The sequence below is a fragment of the Paracoccus sp. TRP genome (assembly GCF_000185925.1).
Lineage (GTDB): Bacteria > Pseudomonadota > Alphaproteobacteria > Rhodobacterales > Rhodobacteraceae > Paracoccus > Paracoccus kondratievae.
Genome location: NZ_AEPN01000003.1, coordinates 38,836 through 61,518, shown reverse-complemented (window position 1 = coordinate 61,518; position 22,683 = coordinate 38,836). Strand labels below are relative to the sequence as shown.

Annotated in this window: 23 protein-coding genes; 14 read left to right on the top strand and 9 right to left on the bottom strand. The window is 63.1% G+C overall.

The annotated features are described in order from the left end of the window. Positions 1-6: 6 nt before the first annotated feature. From PARACOCCUSGL_RS0102735 to PARACOCCUSGL_RS20220, 7 genes are all read left to right on the top strand, one after another. Positions 7-459 (top strand): DUF2267 domain-containing protein, encoded by a 453-nt coding sequence (locus PARACOCCUSGL_RS0102735; protein WP_010392794.1) that lies wholly within the window; start codon positions 7-9, stop codon positions 457-459. Positions 460-596: 137 nt separating this feature from the next. Further along, positions 597-1,418 (top strand): GH25 family lysozyme, encoded by an 822-nt coding sequence (locus PARACOCCUSGL_RS0102730; protein ID WP_010392792.1) that lies wholly within the window; start codon positions 597-599, stop codon positions 1,416-1,418. After that, on the top strand, positions 1,394-2,050 hold the full coding sequence (locus PARACOCCUSGL_RS0102725; RefSeq protein ID WP_010392789.1) for a type II CAAX prenyl endopeptidase Rce1 family protein: 657 nt from the start codon (positions 1,394-1,396) through the stop codon (positions 2,048-2,050). Before PARACOCCUSGL_RS0102730 ends, PARACOCCUSGL_RS0102725 begins: the two co-directional genes overlap by 25 nt. A 60-nt stretch (positions 2,051-2,110) precedes the next feature. Beyond that, complete coding sequence (aspS, locus tag PARACOCCUSGL_RS0102720) at positions 2,111-3,886, top strand: aspartate--tRNA ligase (protein WP_010392786.1); 1,776 nt, start codon at positions 2,111-2,113, stop codon at positions 3,884-3,886. Between the two features lie 128 nt (positions 3,887-4,014). Beyond that, positions 4,015-5,382 carry a DUF1800 family protein gene (locus PARACOCCUSGL_RS0102715; protein WP_010392785.1) on the top strand — a complete coding sequence of 456 codons (1,368 nt, stop codon included), beginning with the start codon at positions 4,015-4,017 and terminating at the stop codon, positions 5,380-5,382. A gap of 10 nt (positions 5,383-5,392) precedes the next feature. Then, positions 5,393-6,574, top strand: coding sequence for a DUF1501 domain-containing protein (locus tag PARACOCCUSGL_RS0102710; RefSeq protein WP_010392783.1), 1,182 nt, complete (start codon positions 5,393-5,395; stop codon positions 6,572-6,574). 21 nt (positions 6,575-6,595) lie between these two features. Then, a complete protein-coding gene (locus tag PARACOCCUSGL_RS20220) occupies positions 6,596-7,408 on the top strand; it encodes a GNAT family N-acetyltransferase (protein WP_010392782.1) in 813 nt (270 codons plus the stop codon). A 4-nt stretch (positions 7,409-7,412) separates the two neighbouring features. Here the strand turns inward: PARACOCCUSGL_RS20220 and PARACOCCUSGL_RS0102700 are convergent, their stop codons facing one another. Then, on the bottom strand, positions 7,413-8,144 hold the full coding sequence (locus PARACOCCUSGL_RS0102700; RefSeq protein WP_010392781.1) for a response regulator: 732 nt from the start codon (positions 8,142-8,144) through the stop codon (positions 7,413-7,415). 135 nt (positions 8,145-8,279) lie between these two features. Between PARACOCCUSGL_RS0102700 and mce the strand changes: the two genes are divergently transcribed. Together mce and PARACOCCUSGL_RS0102690 are read left to right on the top strand one after the other, a co-directional pair. Continuing rightward, positions 8,280-8,684 carry a methylmalonyl-CoA epimerase gene (mce, locus tag PARACOCCUSGL_RS0102695; RefSeq protein WP_010392780.1) on the top strand — a complete coding sequence of 135 codons (405 nt, stop codon included), beginning with the start codon at positions 8,280-8,282 and terminating at the stop codon, positions 8,682-8,684. After that, positions 8,684-8,944: a DUF1467 family protein gene (locus PARACOCCUSGL_RS0102690; RefSeq protein ID WP_010392779.1), complete on the top strand. Its 261-nt coding sequence runs from the start codon at positions 8,684-8,686 to the stop codon at positions 8,942-8,944. The genes mce and PARACOCCUSGL_RS0102690 overlap by 1 nt, the downstream gene beginning before the upstream one ends. On the opposite strand, the gene PARACOCCUSGL_RS0102685 is transcribed toward PARACOCCUSGL_RS0102690, so the two are convergent. Both PARACOCCUSGL_RS0102685 and PARACOCCUSGL_RS0102680 read right to left on the bottom strand, forming a co-directional pair. After that, positions 8,910-9,611 (bottom strand): EI24 domain-containing protein, encoded by a 702-nt coding sequence (locus PARACOCCUSGL_RS0102685; RefSeq protein ID WP_010392778.1) that lies wholly within the window; start codon positions 9,609-9,611, stop codon positions 8,910-8,912. The genes PARACOCCUSGL_RS0102690 and PARACOCCUSGL_RS0102685 overlap by 35 nt on opposite strands. Then, positions 9,611-10,177: a nitroreductase gene (locus PARACOCCUSGL_RS0102680; RefSeq protein ID WP_010392777.1), complete on the bottom strand. Its 567-nt coding sequence runs from the start codon at positions 10,175-10,177 to the stop codon at positions 9,611-9,613. Before PARACOCCUSGL_RS0102680 ends, PARACOCCUSGL_RS0102685 begins: the two co-directional genes overlap by 1 nt. Before the next feature lie 105 nt (positions 10,178-10,282). On the opposite strand from PARACOCCUSGL_RS0102680, the gene PARACOCCUSGL_RS0102675 reads away from it, so the two are divergent. Further along, on the top strand, positions 10,283-10,531 hold the full coding sequence (locus tag PARACOCCUSGL_RS0102675) for a DUF167 domain-containing protein (RefSeq protein ID WP_029371382.1): 249 nt from the start codon (positions 10,283-10,285) through the stop codon (positions 10,529-10,531). Here PARACOCCUSGL_RS0102675 and PARACOCCUSGL_RS0102670 read toward each other — a convergent pair. After that, positions 10,528-10,779 (bottom strand): hypothetical protein, encoded by a 252-nt coding sequence (locus PARACOCCUSGL_RS0102670; RefSeq protein ID WP_010392774.1) that lies wholly within the window; start codon positions 10,777-10,779, stop codon positions 10,528-10,530. The genes PARACOCCUSGL_RS0102675 and PARACOCCUSGL_RS0102670 overlap by 4 nt on opposite strands. Positions 10,780-10,910: 131 nt before the next feature. Between PARACOCCUSGL_RS0102670 and PARACOCCUSGL_RS0102665 the strand changes: the two genes are divergently transcribed. Together PARACOCCUSGL_RS0102665 and PARACOCCUSGL_RS0102660 are read left to right on the top strand one after the other, a co-directional pair. After that, entirely contained in the window at positions 10,911-11,663 is a 753-nt protein-coding gene (locus PARACOCCUSGL_RS0102665; protein ID WP_010392773.1) for a M48 family metalloprotease, read from the top strand. A gap of 248 nt (positions 11,664-11,911) precedes the next feature. Then, on the top strand, positions 11,912-12,256 hold the full coding sequence (locus PARACOCCUSGL_RS0102660) for a hypothetical protein (RefSeq protein ID WP_010392771.1): 345 nt from the start codon (positions 11,912-11,914) through the stop codon (positions 12,254-12,256). 12 nt (positions 12,257-12,268) lie between these two features. Here PARACOCCUSGL_RS0102660 and ilvN read toward each other — a convergent pair whose 3' ends face one another. The 3 genes from ilvN to PARACOCCUSGL_RS0102645 all read right to left on the bottom strand — a co-directional run bounded on the left by ilvN (position 12,269) and on the right by PARACOCCUSGL_RS0102645 (position 15,610). After that, a complete protein-coding gene (ilvN, locus tag PARACOCCUSGL_RS0102655; RefSeq protein ID WP_010392768.1) occupies positions 12,269-12,829 on the bottom strand; it encodes an acetolactate synthase small subunit in 561 nt (186 codons plus the stop codon). 16 nt (positions 12,830-12,845) lie between these two features. Next, positions 12,846-14,600 carry an acetolactate synthase 3 large subunit gene (locus PARACOCCUSGL_RS0102650; protein ID WP_010392765.1) on the bottom strand — a complete coding sequence of 585 codons (1,755 nt, stop codon included), beginning with the start codon at positions 14,598-14,600 and terminating at the stop codon, positions 12,846-12,848. 164 nt (positions 14,601-14,764) lie between these two features. Next, positions 14,765-15,610 (bottom strand): arginyltransferase, encoded by an 846-nt coding sequence (locus tag PARACOCCUSGL_RS0102645; protein ID WP_010392764.1) that lies wholly within the window; start codon positions 15,608-15,610, stop codon positions 14,765-14,767. Positions 15,611-15,839: 229 nt separating this feature from the next. Here PARACOCCUSGL_RS0102645 and PARACOCCUSGL_RS0102640 point away from each other — a divergent pair, with 229 nt between their 5' ends. Then, the gene (locus PARACOCCUSGL_RS0102640; protein WP_010392762.1) at positions 15,840-18,641 is read left to right on the top strand and encodes a glutamine-synthetase adenylyltransferase; all 2,802 of its coding nucleotides are present in this window, start codon (positions 15,840-15,842) and stop codon (positions 18,639-18,641) included. 7 nt (positions 18,642-18,648) lie between these two features. Here PARACOCCUSGL_RS0102640 and PARACOCCUSGL_RS0102635 read toward each other — a convergent pair whose 3' ends face one another. Together PARACOCCUSGL_RS0102635 and carA are read right to left on the bottom strand one after the other, a co-directional pair. Next, a complete protein-coding gene (locus PARACOCCUSGL_RS0102635) occupies positions 18,649-20,715 on the bottom strand; it encodes a glycosyltransferase (RefSeq protein WP_010392761.1) in 2,067 nt (688 codons plus the stop codon). Between the two features lie 97 nt (positions 20,716-20,812). After that, positions 20,813-21,961 (bottom strand): glutamine-hydrolyzing carbamoyl-phosphate synthase small subunit, encoded by a 1,149-nt coding sequence (carA, locus tag PARACOCCUSGL_RS0102630; protein WP_010392759.1) that lies wholly within the window; start codon positions 21,959-21,961, stop codon positions 20,813-20,815. A gap of 169 nt (positions 21,962-22,130) precedes the next feature. Between carA and PARACOCCUSGL_RS0102625 the strand changes: the two genes are divergently transcribed. Continuing rightward, positions 22,131-22,595, top strand: coding sequence for a GatB/YqeY domain-containing protein (locus PARACOCCUSGL_RS0102625; RefSeq protein WP_010392757.1), 465 nt, complete (start codon positions 22,131-22,133; stop codon positions 22,593-22,595). Positions 22,596-22,683: the final 88 nt, after the last annotated feature.

Below are 22,683 nucleotides of genomic sequence, written 5' to 3'. Positions count from 1 at the left end.
GCGCTGATGCCCATGCCATGGACCTATCGCCATGCCTCGAAAGAGTGGCGGGCGATTCTGGACGATCTGAAGGATCGGATGGACCTCGTCTCGGATAACAGCGCCTATACGGCGCTGGATGGGGTCCTGCAGGTCTTTCGTCGGCGACTCACTGCGCAGCAGGGTCTGGATTTTGCCTCGGTCCTGCCAGCGATTCCCCGCGCGATCTTTGTCGCGGGCTGGCGGCCAGAGGCGGAACCGCCCCCCTTTGCCGACCGCGCGACGATGACGCGCGAGGCGCAGCAGGTCCGGCCGCATCACAACCTGACGCCCGATAGTGCCATCGAGGCGGTGGCATGGACCATGCGCCGTTATGTGAATGCGGCCGATTTTCAGCGGGCTCTGGACCAGTTGCCGCCGGGTGCGGCAGGGTTCTGGCATGTTGATGACCCCGAAGGGGCCCGGCCGAGGATCTTTTGATGCGCGGGGCTTGTGTGCGTGCAGCGATGCAGATCGGCCACAATGTGCCTGACAAACTCGTGACCGTCACGCCATCGTGACAGAGCCTCGCGCCTTTGCGATAAGGGCAGGGAAGCGCCGGTCACAGGCGCAAAGACATGGCGCGCGACAGCGCGCGGGGCGCGAGGGCAGAAATGAAGCTTTTGAGCAAGTTGTTGACGGTTTTGATGCTGGTGGCGCTGGCGTCCTGTGGACGTGGTCCGTCCAGCGGCCCGGCCGTGATGGCAGGACAGGGGCGCGGACCGCAATTCGGTGATACCGCACCGCATCCCTGGGTGGGTGGGCATCCCTATGACCATCTGGTGCATGGCATCGATATTTCCCGCTATCAGGGCGATATCGACTGGGGCCGCGTCCGTGGCTCGGGCGTCAGCTTTGCCTTTATCAAGGCGACCGAAGGTGGCGACCATGCCGACCCGAACTTCCGCCGCTATTGGTATGAGGCCGCGCAGGCCCGGATTCCGCGCGGCGCCTACCACTACTTCTACTTCTGCCGCTCGGGTGCGGAACAGGCGGCGTGGTTCATCGCCAACGTGCCGAGAGAGCGTGGTGCCATGCCGCCGGTGGTGGATCTGGAGTGGACCCCCTCGAAAACCTGCCCGCGCCGCCCGCCAAGCGATGAGGTTCTGCGCGAGGCCCGGATTTTCAAGGATATCCTGCACCGCCATTACGGCCAGCGGCCGATCATCTACACGACGGTCGATTTCTATCGTGACAACAACCTGGCCTCATGGTCCGAAGAGTTCTGGCTGCGCTCGGTCGCGGGACATCCGCGTCTGGTCTATCCCGGCCAGCGCTACACCTTCTGGCAATATACCGGGACCGGGGTTGTGCCGGGCATTCGCGGGAATGTCGATCTGAACGTCTTTGCGGGTTCGCCCGCGCAGTGGCGGAAATGGCTGAACCTGCGGCTGCAGTAAACCGAGGCCTGCTTTGGGCCGAGTTTCTGGCGCTCTATTTCGGGGCGCCGCTGGTTATCGCGTTGTTCATGCCCGGGCGCCTGCTGTTTCAGGCGCTCGCGGTGTTCAGCATTGCGGGGCTTTTGCTGCTGTGGCGGACCGGCGGCTTTCACTGGCGCGGCCTTGTCCATGGATGGGGCAGCCTGCCATGGGGCGGGATCGGCCTTGTTGCGCTGGTCACGCTGATCGTCAGCGTGGCGATATTGTGGGTGACCAGCCCCGAGTCGATCTTTCGCCTCATATGGTTGCGTCCCCATGTTCTGCTGATGATCTGGTGCCTTTACCCGCTGGTGTCGGCTTTGCCGCAAGAGCTGATCTTTCGCCCGCTGTTCTTTCACCGCTACGGCGCGCTTTTGCCGTCGGGGCAGGCGGCGATCATTCTGAACGCGGCGGTCTTTTCCTTTGCCCATCTGATGTACTGGTCGTGGGTGGTGGCGATCCTGACCTTTCTGGGGGGCTGGGTCTTTGCCTATGCCTATGTCCGACGCGGCTTTCCGGCGGCCTGGGTGCTGCATGCGGTGGCCGGGAATGTGCTCTTTGCGGTCGGAATGGGGGTATATTTCTACTCTGGCAACGTGGTGCGGCCATTCTGATTGCTTGACTTCCCCCGCGTGGCGCGGTTGATGCATCGCCGACACGCAAGGGGAAGAATGATGAGCGTCTATCGCAGCCATACCTGCGGCGAGCTGACCGCCGCTGCCGCCGGAAACGAGGTTCGTTTGTCCGGTTGGGTCCACCGGGTCCGCGACCACGGGGGCGTCCTGTTCATCGACCTGCGCGACCATTACGGCATCACCCAGGTGATTGCCGACAGCGACTCGCCCGCTTTTGCGGCGCTTGAGCGGCTGCGGGCCGAGACGGTCATCCGCATCGACGGCAAGGTCAAGCTGCGCGATCCCTCGCTCGTCAACCCCAGGCTTCCCACCGGCGAGGTCGAGGTCTATGCCACCGCGATGGAGGTTCTGGGCCCGGCCGAGGATCTGCCGCTGCCGGTGTTCGGCGATCAGGAATACCCCGAGGAAACGCGCCTGGCGTATCGCTTTCTCGATCTGCGCCGCGACAGCCTGCACAATAACATCATGCTGCGTTCGCGCGTCATCAAATGGCTGCGCGATGCGATGTGGGATGCAGGGTTCACCGAGTTCCAGACGCCGATCATCACCGCATCGTCGCCCGAGGGCGCGCGCGACTTCCTCGTGCCCTCGCGTCTGCATCCGGGCAAGTTCTACGCCCTGCCGCAGGCCCCGCAGCAGTTCAAACAGCTGATCATGGTCGCGGGCTTTGACAGATACTTCCAGATCGCGCCCTGCTTCCGCGACGAAGACCCGCGTGCTGACCGCTCGCCCACTGATTTCTATCAGCTGGACGTCGAGATGTCCTTTGTCGAGCAGGAGGACGTCTTTAACGCCGTTCAGCCGGTCATTCAGGGGCTGTTCGAGACCTTTGGCGGCGGTCGTCGTGTCGATTCTGACTGGCCGCGCATTCCTTATGCCGAGGCGATGCTGAAATATGGCTCTGACAAGCCTGACCTGCGCAACCCCATCGAGATGCAGGTGGTCAGCGAACATTTCCGCGGCTCGGGCTTTGGTATCTTTGCCAAACTGCTTGAACAGGACGGCACCGAGGTCCGCGCCATTCCCGCACCCGGCGGCGGGTCGCGTAAATTTGCCGACCGCATGAACGCCTATGCCCAGCAGCAGGGCCTGCCCGGCATGGGTTACATTTTCTGGCGCAAGGCCGATGACGGCTCGACCGAGGCGGCTGGCCCCATCGCCAAGGCGCTGGGTCATGAGCGGACCGAGGCGATCCGCGAGCAGCTGGGGCTGGGCGAAGGCGATGCCGTCTTTTTCCTGGGCGGCCGACCCGAGACCTTTGAAGCTGTCGCAGGCCGCGCCCGCAACGAGATTGGCCGCGAACTGGGCCTGATTGATGAGAACCAGTTCAAATTCGCCTGGATCGTCGACTTTCCGATGTATGAGAAGGGCGAGGACGGCAAGATCGACTTCAGCCACAACCCCTTCTCGATGCCGCAGGGCGGGCTTGAGGCGCTTGATGGCGATCCGCTGGAGGTCAAGGGTTATCAATATGACCTTGCCTGCAACGGCTATGAGCTGATCTCGGGCGCGATCCGTAACCATCGTCCTGAAATCATGTTCCGCGCCTTTGAGCTGGCCGGCTATGGCCGGGATGAGGTCGAGCGGCGCTTTGGCGGCATGGTCAAGGCGTTCCGTTATGGCGCTCCTCCGCACGGTGGCTGCGCGGCGGGCATCGACCGGATCGTGATGCTGCTGGCGGATGAGGTGAACATCCGTGAGGTCATCATGTTCCCGATGAACCAGCGGGCCGAAGACCTGATGATGGGCGCACCAAGCGAGCCTGCGAACGAGCAATTGCGCGAACTGCGCCTGCGTGTCCTGCCTCGCGAATGATCCCTTGCCATGCGGCATCGGCGGGCCTTTGCCGCGATGCCGCATGCTGAAGAAAGCGTGAACTGACCTTAGCCCGCGATCATGCGATACATCCGCGCAGGGGGTGTTTCCCCGGCAAGGATGTGTGCATGAGCTTTGGTTTTCCCGAGCTGGCGGCGATCCGTCTGGGCTTTGGTCTGTCGCCGCTGACCCCTCCGCCCGCTGACGCCGAGACGGTGCTGGCCAGCGTTGCGCGCTCCGGTCCCGACCCCGCGGCGATGACTACTGCCGAAGCAAGCCAGATCGCGCTGAGCTTTCGCGCCGGTGTTGTCGCCCGGCGCAGCGGCAAGCCTGAACCGCCCGGTTCTAAGGAAGCTGAACAGCAACTTGCCTCCATGCCGATCGAGGATTTGCGGCGGCGGGTGGTCCGCGCGGTCGATGATCCGGTCGGCTTTGGCGAAAGGCTGGTACAGTTCTGGAGTGACCATTTCACTGTACGCGCCATCAATCGGGTGCATTACGGTCTTTCCATGACCTTTCAGGACGAGGCGATCCGTCCTTATGTGAACGGCCGGTTCGAGGACATGTTCTTTGCCGCCGACACCCATCCGATGATGCTGGTCTATCTGGATCAGATCTCCAGCCGGGGGCCGAACTCGGTTCTGGCCAAGCGCCGGCCCGAGCGTCACCTTGGCCTGAACGAGAACCTTGCACGCGAGGCGCTTGAGCTGCACTCGATGGGGGTCAGCGCCGGCTATGAGCAAAAGGACGTGCGTGAACTGGCCGAGCTGTTGACCGGGCTTAGCTTTTCGCACAAAGGCGGCTTTGCTTTTCAGCAGGCCTGGGTCGAGCCTGGGGCCGAAACGGTGCTGGGCAAAAGCTATGGCGGCGGCCGGCGCGGCGGGCTGGACGATATCCGCGCCGCCTTTCGCGATATCGCCCGCCGGCCTGAGACCGCGCAATATCTGTCGCGCAAGCTGGCGGTGCATTTCGTTTCGGACGACCCCTCCCAAGATCTGGTCGAGGCGATGGCGGCAACCTGGCGCGCGACCGGGGGCGATCTGCCGCAGGTCTATCGCGTGCTCGTCACCCACCCGGATCTGGCCTCGAATCTGCGCAAGAAGGTGCGTCAGCCTTTTGACTATTGCGTGGCAGGGCTGCGGGCGCTTGGGGTGCGGGGCAAAGATCTGGCCGCCCTTGATCGAAAGGTCTTCAACCGCGCAGTCTGGGAGCCGATCCGTTCCATGGGGCAACCATGGTGGCAGGCCAAAGGGCCGGACGGCTGGCCTGAAGAGGTCGAGGCATGGATCGCGCCGCAGACGCTGGCCGCCCGCATCAACTGGTCGTTGCAGGTTCCGCGCATGCTGCTGAAAGAGCTGCCGGATCCGCGCGAAATGCTGGTTTCGGCCTTTGGCGGGACCCAGTCGGCAGAGCTTGCCTGGGCGGTGCCCAAGGCCGAATCCGCAGCCGAGGGTGTGGCGCTGATCCTCGCCTCGGGCGATTTCAACCGGCGATAGGAGGGGGCGGATGCTGAAAATGGATCGACGCCTGTTTCTGAAGGGAACGGCGCTGCTTGGCTGCTCGGCTGCGGCGCATCCGCTGATGAACTCGATCACCTTCGCGGCGCTGCCCGGCGATAACCGGCTGGTGGTTATTATCCTGCGCGGCGCCATGGACGGGCTGGATGCGATCCAGCCTTATGGTGATCCGATGCTGCGCAAGCTGCGCCGCAATCTTTCGGTTGGCCCAGATAATGGCGCGCTGGACCTGGACGGGTTCTATGCGCTGCACCCGCGGCTAGAACCGCTGCTGCCTCTTTGGCAAAAAGGGGAGCTTGCCTTTGCTCATGCGGTTTCGACCCCCTATCGCGACAAACGCAGCCATTTTGACGGTCAGGACGTGCTGGAGGCCGGGACCGGCAATGACCTGCCGGTGGATCGTCAGGTGGGCGGATGGCTGAACCGGATGCTGCAGGTGATGCCCGGAACCAGTGCCGAGACGGCCTATTCCGTGGGTGTCGAGCAGATGAAGATCCTGACCGGCAAGGCCGCACATCTTAGCTGGGCACCTCAAGCATCGCTGACGCTTTCGCCGCAGGCGCAGATGCTGCTTGAGCATGTCTATCACGATGATCCGCTGTTCCGGGATGCGGCCCAGGGGGCGATGCAGATCAGCGGCGAGGTTTCGGATATCGGCAAGATGCGCGGCCCGACGGCGGATGCTCAGGCGCTGGCCGCCTTTGCCGCCAGCCGGCTGAACGCTGAAAGCCGGATCGCCGCTTTTTCGATCCCGGGCTGGGACAGTCACGCCAGCCAGTCCGCTGTTCTGGGCCGGGCACTTGACCGGCTGGCGGCTGCGATCCTGAAACTGCGCGAGGGGCTGGGGCCGAACTGGCAGAGCACCGCCGTTCTGGCTATGACCGAGTTTGGCCGCACCGCGCGCGAGAACGGGTCGGGTGGCACCGATCATGGCACGGGCGGCGCGCTGCTGATGGCCGGTGGAGCCATCCGGGGCGGTCACGCCTTTGGCGACTGGCCGGGGCTGGGCGAGGGTCAGCTTTACGCCGGGCGTGACCTCATGCCGACCCGGGACATTCGCGCCTATGCCGCTTGGGCAATGCACGGGCTTTTCGGGATCGAGCGTGACAAGCTGGAACGCACCATCTTTCCCGGGCTTGAACTGGGCAGCGATCCGGGGATGCTGGCCTGAGCCTGTGAGGGAGCTTAGCCCATGCCTGATGATTCCCTGAGCAATCCGCGCCAGCCGGTCGATGGACGGTCTGACGTTTCCGCCTCTTTGACACCGCCCGGCTCTCACGCGGTGGTTGTTGCTGATCCCGGCACCAAAGCCGGCCAGCGTCAGGCACCGCGCCCGGTCGGACCAGCCGTTCCCGACTTTACCCCGCCGCCTGCACCCGGACCCGCAATGATCGAGGGGCGCTATGTCCAGCTTGAGCGTCTTGATCCCGACCGCCACGCTGACGGGTTGTTTGCTGCCAACCAGGGGCATGACTGGGTATGGGACTATATGGGCTATGGCCCGTTTGCCGATCTTGACGCCTATCGCGGCTGGCAGGCCGAAATGGCTGCCAGGCAGGACCCGTTCCTATATGCCCTGCGTGAGCGGTCGGGGAACGGTATCGGCGGCCTTGCCGCGTTTCTGCGTATCGACAGGGCCAATGGCGTGATCGAAATCGGCCATATCCAGATCTCTCCTGCGATGCAGCGCACCCCCGCGGTGACCGAGGCGATCTCGTTGATGATTGGATGGGCCTTTGACGCCGGCTATCGTCGGGTTGAGTGGAAATGCGATGCGCTGAATGCTCCTTCCCGCCGCGCGGCTCTGCGCTATGGCTTTACCTATGAAGGGGTCTTTCGCCAGCATATGGTTACCAAAGGCCGCAATCGTGACACCGCCTGGTTCGCCATTATCAATCATGACTGGCCACGATTGGCCCGCGCGCATCAGGCATGGCTGCACCCCGGGAATTTTGACGCCCAAGGCAGGCAGCGTCAAAGCCTTGCCGTGCTGACCGGGCCGTAGACGGTCAGGATATCCGCGCCTCGGCCAGCCGGTCCTGCACAAGGCCGCTGATACGTGCCAGATCGGTGGCGAGTGCCTGTCCCTGTGCGTGGCCGCGCGCGAGTGCGGTCGCCGCATCCTCAAGCATCCGGTCATGGGCGGAACGCGCCACCCCTGCCAGAAACCGTGCGATATAGTCGATGGCGGCGGTGTCACCGGCGCGGGCCAGCACATCGGCGACATGGGTCAGATCCTCGCGCAGCGCCTGTGCATCGGCTGCAATCACTTCGTTTGGGAGTGAGCGCAGCCCCTGCGGCTGTGCCTCGGGCGGCAGGGCAGCAAGAATCGCCTGCTGGAACACCGCGAGATTCTCGATCGGCTTCGCCAGAAAGCCGTCGGCACCGGCGCGGAGCGCAGCTTCGCGGTTCTGAGGGTCGCCCGAAATGCCGAGGACCACTGGTACCTTTTGTGTGCTGTGGCTGATGGTGGCGATCATGTCTGCGCCGTCACCATCGGGCAGACCCATGTCAATGATGACTACATCGGGGCGATAGGTTTGCAGATGTCGCAGGGCCGAACGGATGCTGTCGGCCCGACGAATACGAGCGCCGGAGCGCAGGCAGAGCAAGCGCATCGCTTCGCAGGCGACACGCGAATCCTCGACCACCAGTACGGTGAGACCGTTCAACGGTCGGTTGGGCGTGGCGGCGCGCCAGGGAGAGATTTCGTGCACGCCAATCAGTTCCTGTTCGATCATCGCAAAAATCCTGACTGGAAAGCTCCTTCTGGTCCGAAGATGGGCCGATTCGCTTAAGATGCAGTTAACGACGCCTTGTTTTCCTTTCCCCCGCCGCCTCATGGGCCTAGAAGGGCGCAAATGACGGAGGAAGTGATGATCGGACGCCTGAACCATGTCGCCATCGCCGTGCCTGACCTGCAGGCCGCAGCCGCGCAATACGCCAACACTCTGGGTGCCAAGGTCGGCGCACCGCAGGACGAGCCGGATCATGGCGTGACCGTCGTTTTCATCGAATTGCCGAATACCAAGATCGAGCTGCTTTACCCTTTGGGCGGGAACAGTCCGATCAGGGGGTTTTTGGAAAAGAACCCTTCGGGCGGCATCCATCATATGTGCTTTGAGGTCGAGGATATCCTTGCCGCGCGTGATCGGCTCAGGGCCGAAGGCGCGCGCGTTCTGGGTGACGGAGAGCCCAAGACCGGCGCCCATGGCAAGCCGGTGCTGTTCCTGCATCCCAAGGATTTCAACGGCTGCCTGATCGAACTGGAGCAAGTCTGATGAGTCTGACCGGGGGCATCGTTCTTTATGCCGTATTGTGGTTTTTGGTGCTGTTCGTGCTCTTGCCCTTTGGCCAGCAGAGTCAGGCTGATGTCGGGCAGGTAACGCCCGGCACCCCCGCCGGCGCCCCCCATGAACCCAAGCTGAAGAAAAAGGCGCTGTGGGCGACGATAATCGCGACGCTGATCTGGGCTGCGATCGCTTATGTCATCATCGCCGGGGTGATCACCCGCGCAGATCTGGACGCCTGGACGCGCTGAGATGATAGAGGTGGGTAAAACCCGCCGCCGCCAGCACTGGAACAACGATATTCAGCAGTGGCACGGTTAACAGCGCCGCAATCAGTACCCCCAGCGCCGTTGCCTGCGGGGTCAGTCTGCGACGCAGTGCCGTGGCCTGCGGCTCGTGCAGATGACGGCGCGCCGCCATCTGAAAGAACTCACGGCCCAGAAGCCAGCCGTTGCCGCCATAATACAGCACCGAAGCCAGTGGCCCGAGGAATGGCGTGAGCACCAGCGTCACAAGCGTGACGAGGATCACCGCCCCCATCACCGCAAGCGATTCCAACAGCCCGTCCCAGAAATCGACCGGCAGACCGCGGGCGGCAGGGTAATGGGTTTCCTCGACCGCTTCTGAGACCCGCTCAGCGAAAAGGCCCGAAAAGCCTGCTGCCACCGGGGCCATCAGGAATATGCTCATGATCGGGAAAAGCAGCAGCGAGCTCCATGACAAGGCAGGAGCCAGCGGTACCGCCCCGATCCAGGGCAGGCTGATCTGTTCGGGCGCAAAGATGCGGATCGCCCAAAAGGTTCCGGCCTGCAGCGCCACAAACAGCGCAAGCGTCAATCCAACCCCCAGCAGCACAACGCCAAAGATGCGCGGCCGCATCAGGTCGCTCCAGGCGAGGAAAAGTGCGCGCAGCACCATCAAAGAAAGCTCGTCCTGGCAGCCACATCCGGGCGCGGGCGGTCAGGCGGGGCGGACCCGCGCCGGCCGATGTGGATCAGGCCGGCCACACGCTCATTCTCGGCAAGGCCCAGATGCTCGCGGGCAAAGTCGGGATCAGTCGCCGGCCCGGTCAGCCATGCAGCGCCATAGCCCGCCGCAAGGCTTGCGTTCAGCAGTTGCAGGCAGACCGCCCCGGCTGAAAGAAACTGCTCCCATTCCGGGATTTTTGGGCTTTCGACCGGGGCCGAAACCACCGCCACGATCAGCGGAGAGCCAAAGGCCGAGCGCGCCTTTTCCGCCGCAGCCTCATCGCCGCCTTTGGCCAGCACATGCTCGGCCACCAGAGGGGCCAGGCGATCCAGCGTCTCGCGCCCAAGGACGATAAAGCGCCAGGGCTCAAGCTTGCCATGGTCGGGCACGCGTGCTGCGATCTCCAACAGCGCCAACAGCTCATCACGCGCGGGCGCAGGGCCGGCCAGCAGCTTGGGCGGATGCGAGCGGCGGCTGCGCAGGAAGGCGAGGGTGGCAGGGTCAGAATATTGCATCGGGCTCTCGTCTGTTTCGCGCGGGTCAGATCCTGAGATAGCCACAGCGATAGGCCGATGCCAGACGGCATTGCCTTTTTCCTCGTCTGCGGGTTCAACGGGACCATGACCGATCTGAGCCACCTTGCCCAACCGGGGACCCAAATCGCGGTGCGCGTCACGCCGCGTGCCTCGCGCAATGCGGTGATCCTGGACGGAGAGACGATCCGCGTCACCGTCACCACCGTGCCCGAGGACGGCAAGGCCAATGCCGCTGTGGTCAAGCTGCTGGCCAAGGCGTTGGGCGTGGCTAAATCGCGGCTGGTGCTGGTGCGTGGGGCAACCGGCCGCGACAAGATATTTCGCCTCGATTAGCCGCGCTGCAGCCGGTAATTCCCCTCGGGCAGGTTCAGCGCGGCGCGCAATTCCTCAAGCTGCTCGATGGTCATGACGATCTGGGCAAGCTCTCCGGTGTCGGGGTCGAACTGCTCGATCACCACCCGGTCTTCGAAACTCTGGATGACCACATCTTCGTTAAGGGGGCGAGAGCCTGCCTCTTCCTCTGGCAGCTCGTCGATCAGGGTGATGACGGTGGCGTCGAAATCATGTTCGATGGTGAACATAGGGTACCCTTCTCGTTCAGCGTTTCTCAACAATCGCGTGATATTTATGCCCAGGCAACCCCGGGGCTTGGCTACCGGCGATTGGCACGGCTAGAGTGGTGCGAAATGTGATTATGAGGCAGGGCAGACGGATGATAAAGGCGTGGCAGGGGGTCGCGGCAATCGTACTGGTGCTGGCTGGTTGCGCCGCCGCACCTGTGGTGCCGCCCGGTGCGCCGGGCGCTTCGGGATCACAGCCCGCGATCACACCCGCGCCAGCGACGGCACCCAATGCCTCGGCTTCGGCCCGCGCCTTTGTTTCGGTCATCAGCCGTATGGAGCCTGCGGTCGAACGTGAATGCGTCCAGCGCCGCACCCAGCCGATCAACTGCGATTTCCAGTTTGTCGTCGATGACCGTTCGGGGCTAGAGCCGAACGCCTTCCAGACCGTCGATTCGACCGGACGGCCGATCATAGGCTTTACCCTGTCGCTGATCGGTGAGGCGCGGAACGCGGATGAACTGGCCTTTGTCATCGGACATGAGGCCAGCCACCACATCCTTGGTCATATCAACCGCAAGACCAGTGCGGCGACGGTGGGGGCGGTAATTCTTGGTGGGCTTGCCAGCGCCTATGGTGGCGATGACAACGTTATCCGCACGGCGCAGGATTTCGGCGCGCAATTCGGCGCCCGCTACTATTCCAAGGAATGGGAATTAGAGGCTGACTACCTTGGTGCGATCATCGCACTGAATGCAGGCTTTGACCCTGAACATGGTGCCCAGTTCTTTGCCCGCATTCCCGATCCGGGGGACAAGATTTTAGGCACCCACCCGTCGCGCGCGGCCCGAATGTCGCAAGTTGCCCGGGCCGTGGCCGATCATCGCGCTGGCCGGGTGCGTTGACCGGCCGGCGCCGCAACTATGATCTCATGTAATTTTGTATTGGAAAATCGACGATTTGCTCAGAGATATGAAGGGCTGTCGTCATTATTGCGCAGGTGATCTGCTGAAAAGACACAAGCCCTTGGCAAAAGAGCCCCTAAACTGGTGGTTCTGCGAGAATTTGCTTTCGTGAGCGAGAAATTGCCCATAGGCTCCTGCGCAGTTGAGTCCCCTCCTTTCTGTCGGGCAGGGTTCGTTGAGGAGTTTTCATGATTGGTGTTATTCTGTGGAGCAGCCCGACGAGAGAAAAGGCCGTGATCTGGTGCGAGGACCACGGTGCCTTGGCCTATTTGCAGGGCAAAGAGAATCTGGTCATTCCGGCCGAATGGCCCGAAGCAGGCGATCTGGTCGAGCTTGAGGTTGATGAGGTGGCCGATCTGCGCCACGCCCGTGCGGTCAGCCTGGTCGCTGGCAATCGCCGCTGCGAGTTGCCTGCTCTTTTGCGTGAGATGAGCGAAAAGACGGTTCCTGCCCGTCCTGTTCTGCGGGTGATTGCCGGGACAGATGGAGAAGGGCTGAAAGAGCGGCCGCTAAAGGTTGCAGCCGCTCACTGACAGGATCGGGGATCAGGCGCCGCGCGCAAGCGCGGCCACCCCGGTGCGGGCCTGATCTGACAGGCCCAGAGGGCGCATCAACTCGGCAAAGGCATCCAGCTTTTCAGGCGTGCCGGTGATCTCGAAAACAAAGCTCTCCAGCGTCGAATCAACGACGCTGGCGCGAAAGATTTCGGCGATGCGCAGCGCCTCGACGCGCTTGTCGCCCTTGCTCGTGACCTTGAAAAGGCCCAGCTCACGTTCGACGCTGGGGCCTTCGACGGTCAGGTCGTGGACTTCGTGGACAGGGACGATGCGGCCCAGTTGCGCCTTGATCTGTTCGATCACTGCCGGGGTGCCGCGCGTTACAATGGTGATGCGCGAGCGGTGGCCAAGGTGATCAACCTCGGCCACGGTCAGGCTGTCGATGTTGTAGCCACGGCCCGAGAACAGGCCGATAACACGTGCCAGGACGCCCGGTTCGTTCTCGACCAACACGGCAAGGGTGTGGCTTTCGATCACCTGAGTGTTCGGGTCGCGCAGGTCATAGGCCGAATGGCTCGATGCGCCCTTCTGGATGTTTAGTGCCGCCATTTTCTTCTCCCAAACCTCAGACCAGCGCCGCGCCGGCGCCGGTGATGGCGCCTTCGGTTGAAGCTTCGCCCAAGAGCATTTCGTTATGCGGCTTGCCCGAAGGGATCATCGGGAAGCAGTTCTCGTGTTTTTCAACCAGCACATCCAGGATGAAGGGGCCATCGTAATCGAGCATTTCCTGAATGGCTGCGTCCAGCTCGGCCGGGTCCGAAACCGTGCGGCCTGCACAGCCAAAGGCCTCGGCCAGCTTGACGAAATCGGGCAGGCTTTCCGACCAGCTTTGGCTATAGCGCTCGCCATGCAGCAGTTGCTGCCATTGGCGGACCATGCCCAGACGTTCGTTGTTCAGGATGAACTGCTTGACCGGGGCGCGGAACTGCACTGCCGTCGCCATTTCCTGCATGTTCATCAGCCAGCTTGCCTCGCCGGCGACGTTGATCACCAGCGCATCCGGATGGGCGACCTGCACCCCGATCGAGGCGGGCAACCCATAGCCCATGGTCCCCAGCCCGCCCGAGGTCATCCAGTGATTCGGATCTTCGAAATGCAGGAACTGCGCGGCCCACATCTGATGCTGGCCGACCTCGGTCGTGATATAGGGGTTGCGGCTCGCCGTCAGCGCCTGCAGCCTTTGCAACGCGTATTGCGGTTTGATGACCTGGTCCGAGTTGCGATAGGCAAGGCAGTCGCGTGCCTTCCACTGCTCGATCTGCGCCCACCAGGCTTGCAGGCCCGGGGCGTTCGACTTGCGCCCGCGTGCCTTCCAGACCTTCAGCAGATCTTCGAGCACATGGCCGACATCGCCGACGATGGGCAGGTCGACATGGATGACCTTGTTGATCGAACTGGGGTCGATATCTATCTGCGCCTTGACCGAGCCGGGGCTGAAATCAGCGACCCGACCAGTGATGCGGTCGTCGAAACGCGCCCCCACCGCGATCATCAGATCGCAGTCATGCATGGCCATGTTGGCCTCATAAAGACCGTGCATCCCCAACATGCCGATCCAGCCCTTGCCCGAGGCCGGATAGGCGCCGAGTCCCATCAGCGTCGACGTAATCGGAAAGCCCGTCGCATCCACCAGTTCGCGCAGCAGTTGGCTGGCCCCGGTGCCCGAGTTGATGACGCCGCCGCCAGTGTAAAAAATCGGGCGCTCGGCTGTTTCCATCAGCTCAACCAGCCGGGTGATGGTGGCGAGATCACCTTTTTTCGCCGGCTGATAGCTGGGCGTCTCGATCTGCTTTGGCCCGACATATTCGCCGGTGGCGAATTGCACGTCCTTGGGGATATCGACCAGAACCGGCCCCGGACGTCCCGAAGTCGCGATATGGAAAGCCTTGTGAATCGTCGCCGACAGCTCGTCCGTCTCTTTCACCAGCCAGTTATGCTTGGTGCAGGGGCGGGTGATGCCGATGGTATCGGCCTCTTGAAAGCCGTCGGTGCCGATCAGAAAGGTCGGAACCTGCCCGGACAGAACGACGATCGGGATCGAATCCATCAGCGCATCGGTCAGGCCGGTGACAGCATTTGTCGCCCCGGGACCTGAGGTGACCAGAACAACCCCCGGCTTGCCGGTCGAGCGGGCATAGCCTTCGGCCATATGAACCGCGCCCTGTTCGTGGCGGACCAGAATGTGCTTGATGTCGTTCTGTTGGAAAAGCTCGTCATAAATGGGTAGTACTGCCCCGCCCGGATAGCCGAATACCGTATCGACGCCCTGATCGCGCAGAGCTTCGATAACCATCCTCGCACCCGTCATCTGTCGGGACATGCCCATTCTCCATTTCTGAATTACAGCACGACAGGGATTTTCCCCCGCCGCGTCGCGGGAAACTATGGGCGCAGCGCGACAGGGTCAATGGCGATTATCCAAGAAAATGACCCCTGGATGCGGAATATTGAAATATTCTTGCGAATAAGCCGCAGTTTCGGCAATCACCGCCGGCTGGGGGGCAGGCTGATGCGGGCCACCTGTTCGACTATCGGGTCGATGGACAGGGGGTGAATGTCCGAACTGTGCTGCGCCGGGTCGCCGATGGGCTGCCAGACGCCGCCCTTGTAAATCTCAAGCGCCGCGAATTTGGCCTTGTAATCCATCTTGCGGCTGCCCGGCACCCAATAGCCCAGATAGACAAAGGGCAGGCCCGAGCTGCGCGCCAGTTCGATATGATCAAGGATGATATGCGTGCCCAGGCTGAGGTTTTCCAGCGTCGGATCATAGAAGCTGTAGACGAGGCTCAGCCCGTCATCCAGGACGTCGGTCAGGCAGACGGCCACCAACCGGTCTGTGTCCTGAGAAGGAGCGTCCCCGGCCTTGTCGCCCTGATTGCCGCGATATTCGATGACGCGGGTGCGCACCGGCGTTTCCTCGATCATTGCAGCGAATTCAAAGATATCCATATCGGCCATGCCGCCATCGGCATGACGCGCATCAAGATATGAGCGGAACAGATCATACTGTTCCTCTGTCGCCCAGGCACTGGTTGCCAGCCTGCGCAGATGGGCATTTTTGCGCGCCACCCGACGCTGGGTGCGCGAAGGTTCGAAATCCGCGACCCGGATGCGGGCCGACATGCAGGCTACGCAGCTTTCGCAGCTGGGCCGGTACAGCACGTTCTGCGAACGGCGAAAGCCCTGACGCGACAGGGCATTGTTCAGTTCATTGGCCGAATCGCCTGCCAGCGCCGTGAACAGCTTGCGTTCGGCCCGGCCGTGCAGATAGGGGCAGGGCTGCGGAGCCGTCACATAGAATTGTGGCGCATGTGGAAGACTATGCCGCATCAGACGCGTCCCCGCCGCTCCGGGCACGGCACGCCTGCGGACACATGCGAAAGGGTCAATTTCGGGTCGGCGCGCATCGGCTGCGGCATGAACTCTGCTGTCGGTTGCTCCTCGACTGAGCCTAACAACAGTTGCCGGGCACGCCAAGCAGGGAAAAACTTCAAGAACTGAACAGGCCAGTGTGACCCGGCGGCATTGACGCGGCGCGGGCGGCGGATAGGTTCGGAATATGGATTTCGCTGCCCGCATCACCCGCCTGCCCATTCCCGCCGATCCTGCTCGCGGTCAGTCCGCATTGCAGGCGACCGGGATCGCCGATCCCCAGCTTGGCGACCTGATCCAGGGTGCCGCCGGTTGCAGCCCCTATCTGGCCGGGCTGATCGAACGCGAGGCGGACTGGCTCGCCGATGCGCTTTCGCATGAGGATGTCGTTGCCCGCGAAACGGCGGGGTTCGAAGAGCTGACCGCCGACGCCCTTGGCCCGGCGCTGCGCCGCGCCAAGCGCAGGGTGGCGCTGTGGACTGCGCTGGCCGATCTGGGCGGCGTCTGGCGGCTGGAGCAGGTGACGGGCGCGCTGACCGATCTGGCCGACCGCGCTGTTGATCTGGCGTTGCGCGCCCATGTCGCAGCCGAACAGGCACGCGGCAAACTGCCCCCGACCGATGCCGATGCGGGCGGGATCGTGGCACTTGCCATGGGCAAAATGGGCGCGGGAGAGCTGAATTACTCCTCGGATATCGACCTGATCGTTCTTTATGATGACAGTGTCTATTCCCCCGATGATCAGCACGAGGCGCGCGCCTGCCTGATCCGCGCGACCCGCAAGGCGGGAGCGACGATCTCGGACAACACCGATCAGGGTTATGTCTTTCGCACCGATCTGCGACTGCGGCCCGATGCGGCGGTTACCCCGGTCTGCATCTCGGTTTCGGCGGCGCTTGCCTATTACGAGGCCGAGGGCCGGACGTGGGAACGCAGCGCCTATATCAAGGCGCGGCCCTGCGCCGGGGATCTGGCCGCGGGTGAACGTTTCCTGCGTGAGCTGCGTCCCTTTGTCTGGCGGCGCCATCTCGACTTTGCCACCATTCAGGACGCGCATGACATGCGGCTGCGCATCCGCGATCACAAGGGCCTGCATGGCCGCATCGAGGTGCCCGGCCATAATATGAAGCTGGGGCAGGGCGGCATCCGCGAGATCGAATTCTTTACCCAGACCCGCCAGCTTATCGCCGGTGGGCGCGATCCCGACCTGCGGGTGCGCGGCACGGTCGAGGGGCTGGCGCGGCTTGCCGAAAAAGGCTGGGTCCCGTCTGAAGTGGCCAAAGAGCTGACCGCCCATTACCGCGAGCACCGCGAGATCGAGCATCGTATCCAGATGGTGAACGACGCTCAGACGCATTCACTGCCGAATTCCGCCGAAGGGCTGGACATCATCGCCCGGATGATGGGGGCCGGGGACACTTCGGCCTGGAGCACCCGCCTCGCCGACCGGCTGACGCGGGTCGAGGCGCTGACCGGTGATTTCTTTGCCCCCGGCGAACAGCGAGCCCGACCCGAGCTTTCGCCCGAGGCCGAGGCGATGGTTGGCCGCTGGCGCAGCTATCCCGCCCTGCGCTCGGTTCGGGGACGCGAGATATTTGCCCGGATCGAACCCGAGCTTCTGACCCGGCTGACCGCCGCTGCCCATGCCGAAGAGGCCCTGGCGCGGTTTGATGCCTTTCTGGCGCGGTTGCCGGCGGGCGTGCAGATATTTTCGTTGTTTCAGGCCAATCCCCAGCTGATCGACCTTATCGTCGATATTTGCGCGACCTCGCCCGGGCTTGCGCATTACCTTGCCCAGCATCCCGAGGTTCTGGATGCCGTGCTTGGCGGCAGCTTTTTTGTTGCATGGCCGGGTGTTGTGGGGCTGCGCAGCCAGCTTGAGCAGATGCTGGCAAGTGCGCTTGGCGCGCCGGGTGGCGGCTATGAACAGGCGCTCGACGCAGCGCGTCGCTGGGCGCATGAATGGCAGTTCCGCATCGGTGTCCACCATCTGCGCAGCCTGATCGGCGCCGAAGAGGCGGGTGGGCAATATGCAGATATCGCCGATGCTGCGGTCGCGGCGTTGTTCCCGGTGGTCGCGGCCGAGTTCGCGCGCCGCCATGGTCCCCCTCCGGGTCGGGGGGCGGTGGTTCTGGGCATGGGCTCGCTTGGGGCGCGGCAGCTTAACGCCTCGTCCGACCTTGACCTGATCGTTATCTATGATGCCGCCGGGCAGGATGCCTCCGATGGGTCGAAGCCTTTGGCAGCGCGCGCCTATTACGCCCGGCTTACACAGGCGGTCATCACGGCGCTTTCTGCGCCAACCTCTGCCGGGCGGCTGTTCGAGGTCGATATGCGCCTGCGTCCCTCGGGACGGCAGGGACCGGTTGCGACCTCGGTGCAGAGCTTCCGCGACTACCAGATGACCGAGGCATGGACATGGGAACATCTGGCCCTGACCCGCGCCCGGGTGATCGGCGGCTGCGGGGCAGAGGCTGACGAACTGGCCGATGAGGTAGAAGCATTGCGGGTCGAGGTTTTGCGCAGCCGCGGCACCGACCCCCGCGTGATGCCCGACCTGGCCGAGATGCGAGCCCGGATCTTTGCCGCCAAAGCCCCCGATGGCGCGTGGGAGGCCAAGATTGGTCGCGGTCGATTGCAGGACATTGAATTGCTTGCGCAATGTTTTGCATTGCAGGCCGGCTCTCCGGTACGGGCGGCACAGGGACAGTTGCGTATCGGGCCGCGAACCGGGCTGATCGGGCGTGATCAGGCGGAAAAACTGGCTTCGGCCCGGCGTTTTCTTTGGGGGCTGCAATGTTCGGGGCGGTTGCTGACTGACCGGCCAATCGACATGGATAATCTTGGCAAGGGCGGGCAGGCATTTCTGCTGCGCGAGACCGGCACCGCCTCGCTTGAGGATCTGGCCGCGCGGCTGGCTGAAACGGTCGAAACGGCGGGCGCGATCATTGATGATGTGCTGGCCGAGGCCAAGGTTCAGGCGCAATAGCCGCACCTTATCCGACCCTGCTGATAGCGTGCAGTGCCCGCACCCGGCCCGTGGTCTGTTGCCCAGCCGCCACCTGACCATTCGCATTGGCAGAGCTGCTAAGGGGAATAGGTTCGCGAGAGATTACTGTTTCAGCCGCTTCGTCGTGGTTGGCATCAAAAATGCCGTGCTGGGTCTTGTCCCAGTAAAAGGGCTTGGCCACCAGTTCATAAACCGCCTTCCACGCTGCCAGACAGCCAAGGGGAAAGTACAGGTGCATCGTCGGTACCCAAGGGGTCAGGTGGCGGTGCTCACGTCCCCGGACCGCCCACAGGCCAATGGCGACGTTCAAAAGCTCGGATGCGACGAACAGGCTGAAAAGCACAGGGATGGCATTGCCGCCCCACAGCCCTGCCAGCACATTGCGCATCGGATGGGGCAGGCCAAGGCTGAGCAGCCAAAAGCTCCACAGTACTGGCGCGAACAGATATTGAGAGACTGCAGCGAAAAGCTGTGCCTGCAACCCGATAAAGCGCCGTGACCCAAGATCGCGCCACAGACCAACCGGGTCGCGCATATGCACGCCCCAAGTCATGGCAAAGCCCTTGAGCCAGCGCGAGCGCTGCTTGACCCAGGGGATAAGGCGGCAGTTCGCCTCTTCATGCGTGACGGTGTCGAGCATTTGGGTGCGGTAGCCGCGCCGGGTCAGCCGCACGCCCAGATCGGCGTCCTCGGTAACGTTCCAGGCGTCCCACGCGCCGACCGCCTCAAGTGCGTCGCGGCGGAAAAACAGTGTCGTCCCGCCAAGCGGCACCACCAGGTCAAGTGCTGCCGCCCCGGCCAGCGTGCCGCGAAACCATGAGGCATATTCGATGGTAAATGCGCGTGCGAGCCAGTTGGTGCGCGGGTTGTAATAGTCGAGAACGCCTTGCAGGCAGGCGACCTCGGGCGGGGCAAAGTGAAAACCGCGCGCGACCTTATGAAGCTGTTCAGGCTCGGGGCGGTCCTCGGCATCCCAGACGCCAATGATCGAGCCACGGCAAAAGTTCAGCGCATAATTCAGCGCCCGTGGTTTGGTGCGGACCGGACCATCAGGCACTTTCACCACGCGCAGCCAATGCGGCAGCCGGCTGTCGTCAAGCGCCTCGCATGTGATGCGATCGCTTTCTTCGACCACGATCAGGATATCCATCAGCTCACGCGGATAGTTCAGCCTCGACAGCCGCCCGATCAGCTTGTCGGCGATATCGGCCTCGGCAAACAGGGGCACCATGACCGAAATCACTGGCAAAGGCGCTTTCATTTCGGGCGGGCTGGTCGCGCCTTGGGCCATGGCGCGCGCCTCACGCCGCATCTTGCGGGTTTGGTGCAGAATCGCGGCAAAGGAGCAAATCTTCAGCGCAGTCGAGGCGATCAGCGCCAGAACCGCCCAACCGGTCAGCACCGCAATGAAGCCGATCGGAGCCAGCGTGAGGCCAAGAACTGCGGCGAGAATCAGCAAGCCAGCGATCCAGGCGGTTCGGCCTTCGTTACGGGTGCGGCAGCTTTCCCGGGGCGGCACACAGGTTTCGGCCTTACGCACAAGCGATGTGCGGCGCAGGGCCAGAATCGCCTCCCGTGCCGCATTTTCCGAACACAGCAGCATGCGCACGGTGCCAAAACCGGGTGGCAGGCGGGTTTGCAGTGCCTCGAACTCTTCGGGCCGGGCGGTGGCGATGAAGGTCACACCGCCGATCCGCCGCCATGGCACCACGCCTGCGGTAAGGCAAAGCTGCGCGCCCATTGTGTCGATCAACCTCGGATCGGGCGGCAGCGCCTTGAGATCCAGCACATTCGTGCGCCATTGCCGCGAGAGGGCGCGGATCAGCGCCTCTTCCTTGACCCAGCCATGGGCAAGCAGAATTTCCCCCAGCCGCGCCTGCTGCCGCTGGCGTATCATCAGCGCCTTGAGCAGATTTGCCGGCTCGACTGCGCCATCCTCGATCAGGATCTGGCCCAGTGGCCGCAGGTCGCGGGCAGAAACAAGCGCCCCCTGAGCTGGGACAGCAGCGGGCAGAATGTCCCGGTCGGGCCTGAATGGAGCAATGCGGGCCAATGCGTATTCCCTTGCTGGGTCACGATGGCCCCTCTCTGCCACGGAGAAGGTTAAGATGAGGTTAACCGGGCCGGGTCAGCCCCGCCCGGTCCGAAAATCAGCCGCGACGGGCCCGCATCGCCTCGGTAAAACGCTCGAACAGATAGGCGCTGTCCTGCGGGCCGGGGCTGGCCTCGGGGTGATACTGTACCGAGAACACGGGCTTGTCGGCCACGCGCAGCCCGCAGTTCGACCCGTCGAACAGGCTGACATGGGTCTCGATCACGCCTTTGGGTAGGGTTTGGGCATCGACGGCGAAACCGTGGTTCATCGAGGTGATTTCGACCTTGCCGGTCTCGACATCCTTGACGGGGTGGTTCGCACCGTGGTGGCCGTGGTTCATCTTGATGGTCCTGGCGCCAAGCGCCAGCGCCAGCATCTGATGGCCAAGGCAGATGCCAAAGATCGGCATATCCCTGCGCAACAGTTCCTGAATCATCGGCACGGCATATTCGCCGGTCGCTGCCGGGTCACCCGGGCCGTTTGACAGAAAAATGCCCTCGGGATCATGGGCCAGCACTTCCTCGGCCGTGGCGGTGGCAGGCAGGACCGTCACATCGGCCCCGCTTTGTGCCAGCGAGCGCAGGATGTTGCGTTTCGCGCCATAATCGACGGCAACCACGCGGAAGGGTCTGCTCTCGTTGGTTTTGCCGAAGGTGTCGGGCCAGGACCACAGCCCTTCGTCCCAGCGATAGCTTTGCCGGCAGCTGACCTCTTTGGCGAGATCCAGCCCGACGAGACCTTTCCATTCGCGCGCCTTGGCGACCATAGCGGCGATGTCGAAGTTACCCTGCGGGTCATGGGCCAGCACCACGTGGGGCGAGCCCTGCTGGCGGATCGCGCGGGTCAGACGGCGGGTGTCGATGCCGCCGATCCCGATACGGCCACGCCGCTCCATCCACTGGACGAGATCCGAGGAAGCCCGCCAGTTCGACGGTTCGGTCGGGTCCCATTTCACCACGATCCCCGAGGCGACAGGCTCGGGCGCCTCATCATCCTGCCCGGTCACACCGGTGTTGCCGATATGGGGGAAGGTAAAGGTCACGATCTGGCTGGCATAAGAGGGATCAGTCATGATCTCCTGATAGCCGGTCATCGCGGTGTTGAAGACCAGTTCGGCCACCACCTCCCCGACCGCGCCGAAGCCCTGGCCGTGGAACACGGTGCCGTCGGCAAGCGCAAGACATGCGGTCGGTTTCTGGGGCATCGTCGATCTCCGGGTAAATCGGCGGGAACCTAGGTAAAGGGCGGACGGGCGTCAAGGCAGGACTGGCACCTTGATACGGAACTTTGACGTGTGGTCGGGGTTGAGGCATGGCTTGACGGCAAGGACGAAGCCGGGCACCACCCGGCGGAATTCATCCAGCGAGGACCATATGGGATTGCGCGAGCGTATTCTGGCTGACACCAAAGAAGCGATGAAGGCCAAGGACTCGGCGCGGCTGTCGACGCTGCGGCTGATCTCGGCCGCGATCAAGGATCGTGAGATTGCCGCCCGGACCGGGGGCGGGGACGAGGCGGGACTGAGCGAGGCCGATCTGACCGCCATCCTGTCCAAGATGGTCAAGCAGCGCCAGGAATCAGCCAAAGCCTATGAAGAGGGCGGCCGGCTGGAGCTGGCCGAGCGCGAACTGGAAGAGATCCGCGTGATCCAATCCTATCTGCCGCGCCAGCTTGACGAGGAAGAGACCCGCGCCGCCATCGAAAAAGCCATTGCCGATTTGGGGGCCGAGTCGATCCGTGACATGGGCCGTGTCATGGCTGAGCTGCGCAGCCGCTATGCCGGGCAGATGGATTTTGGCGCTGTCGGCCCGATGATCAAGGACCGGCTGATGAAGTGACAACCCGCCCCTGATTCTCGGGTCAGGGGCCGCGTTGCGCCCGCTGCGATTCTGAAAACATGCTTTTCCGGATTCGGAACTGATACAA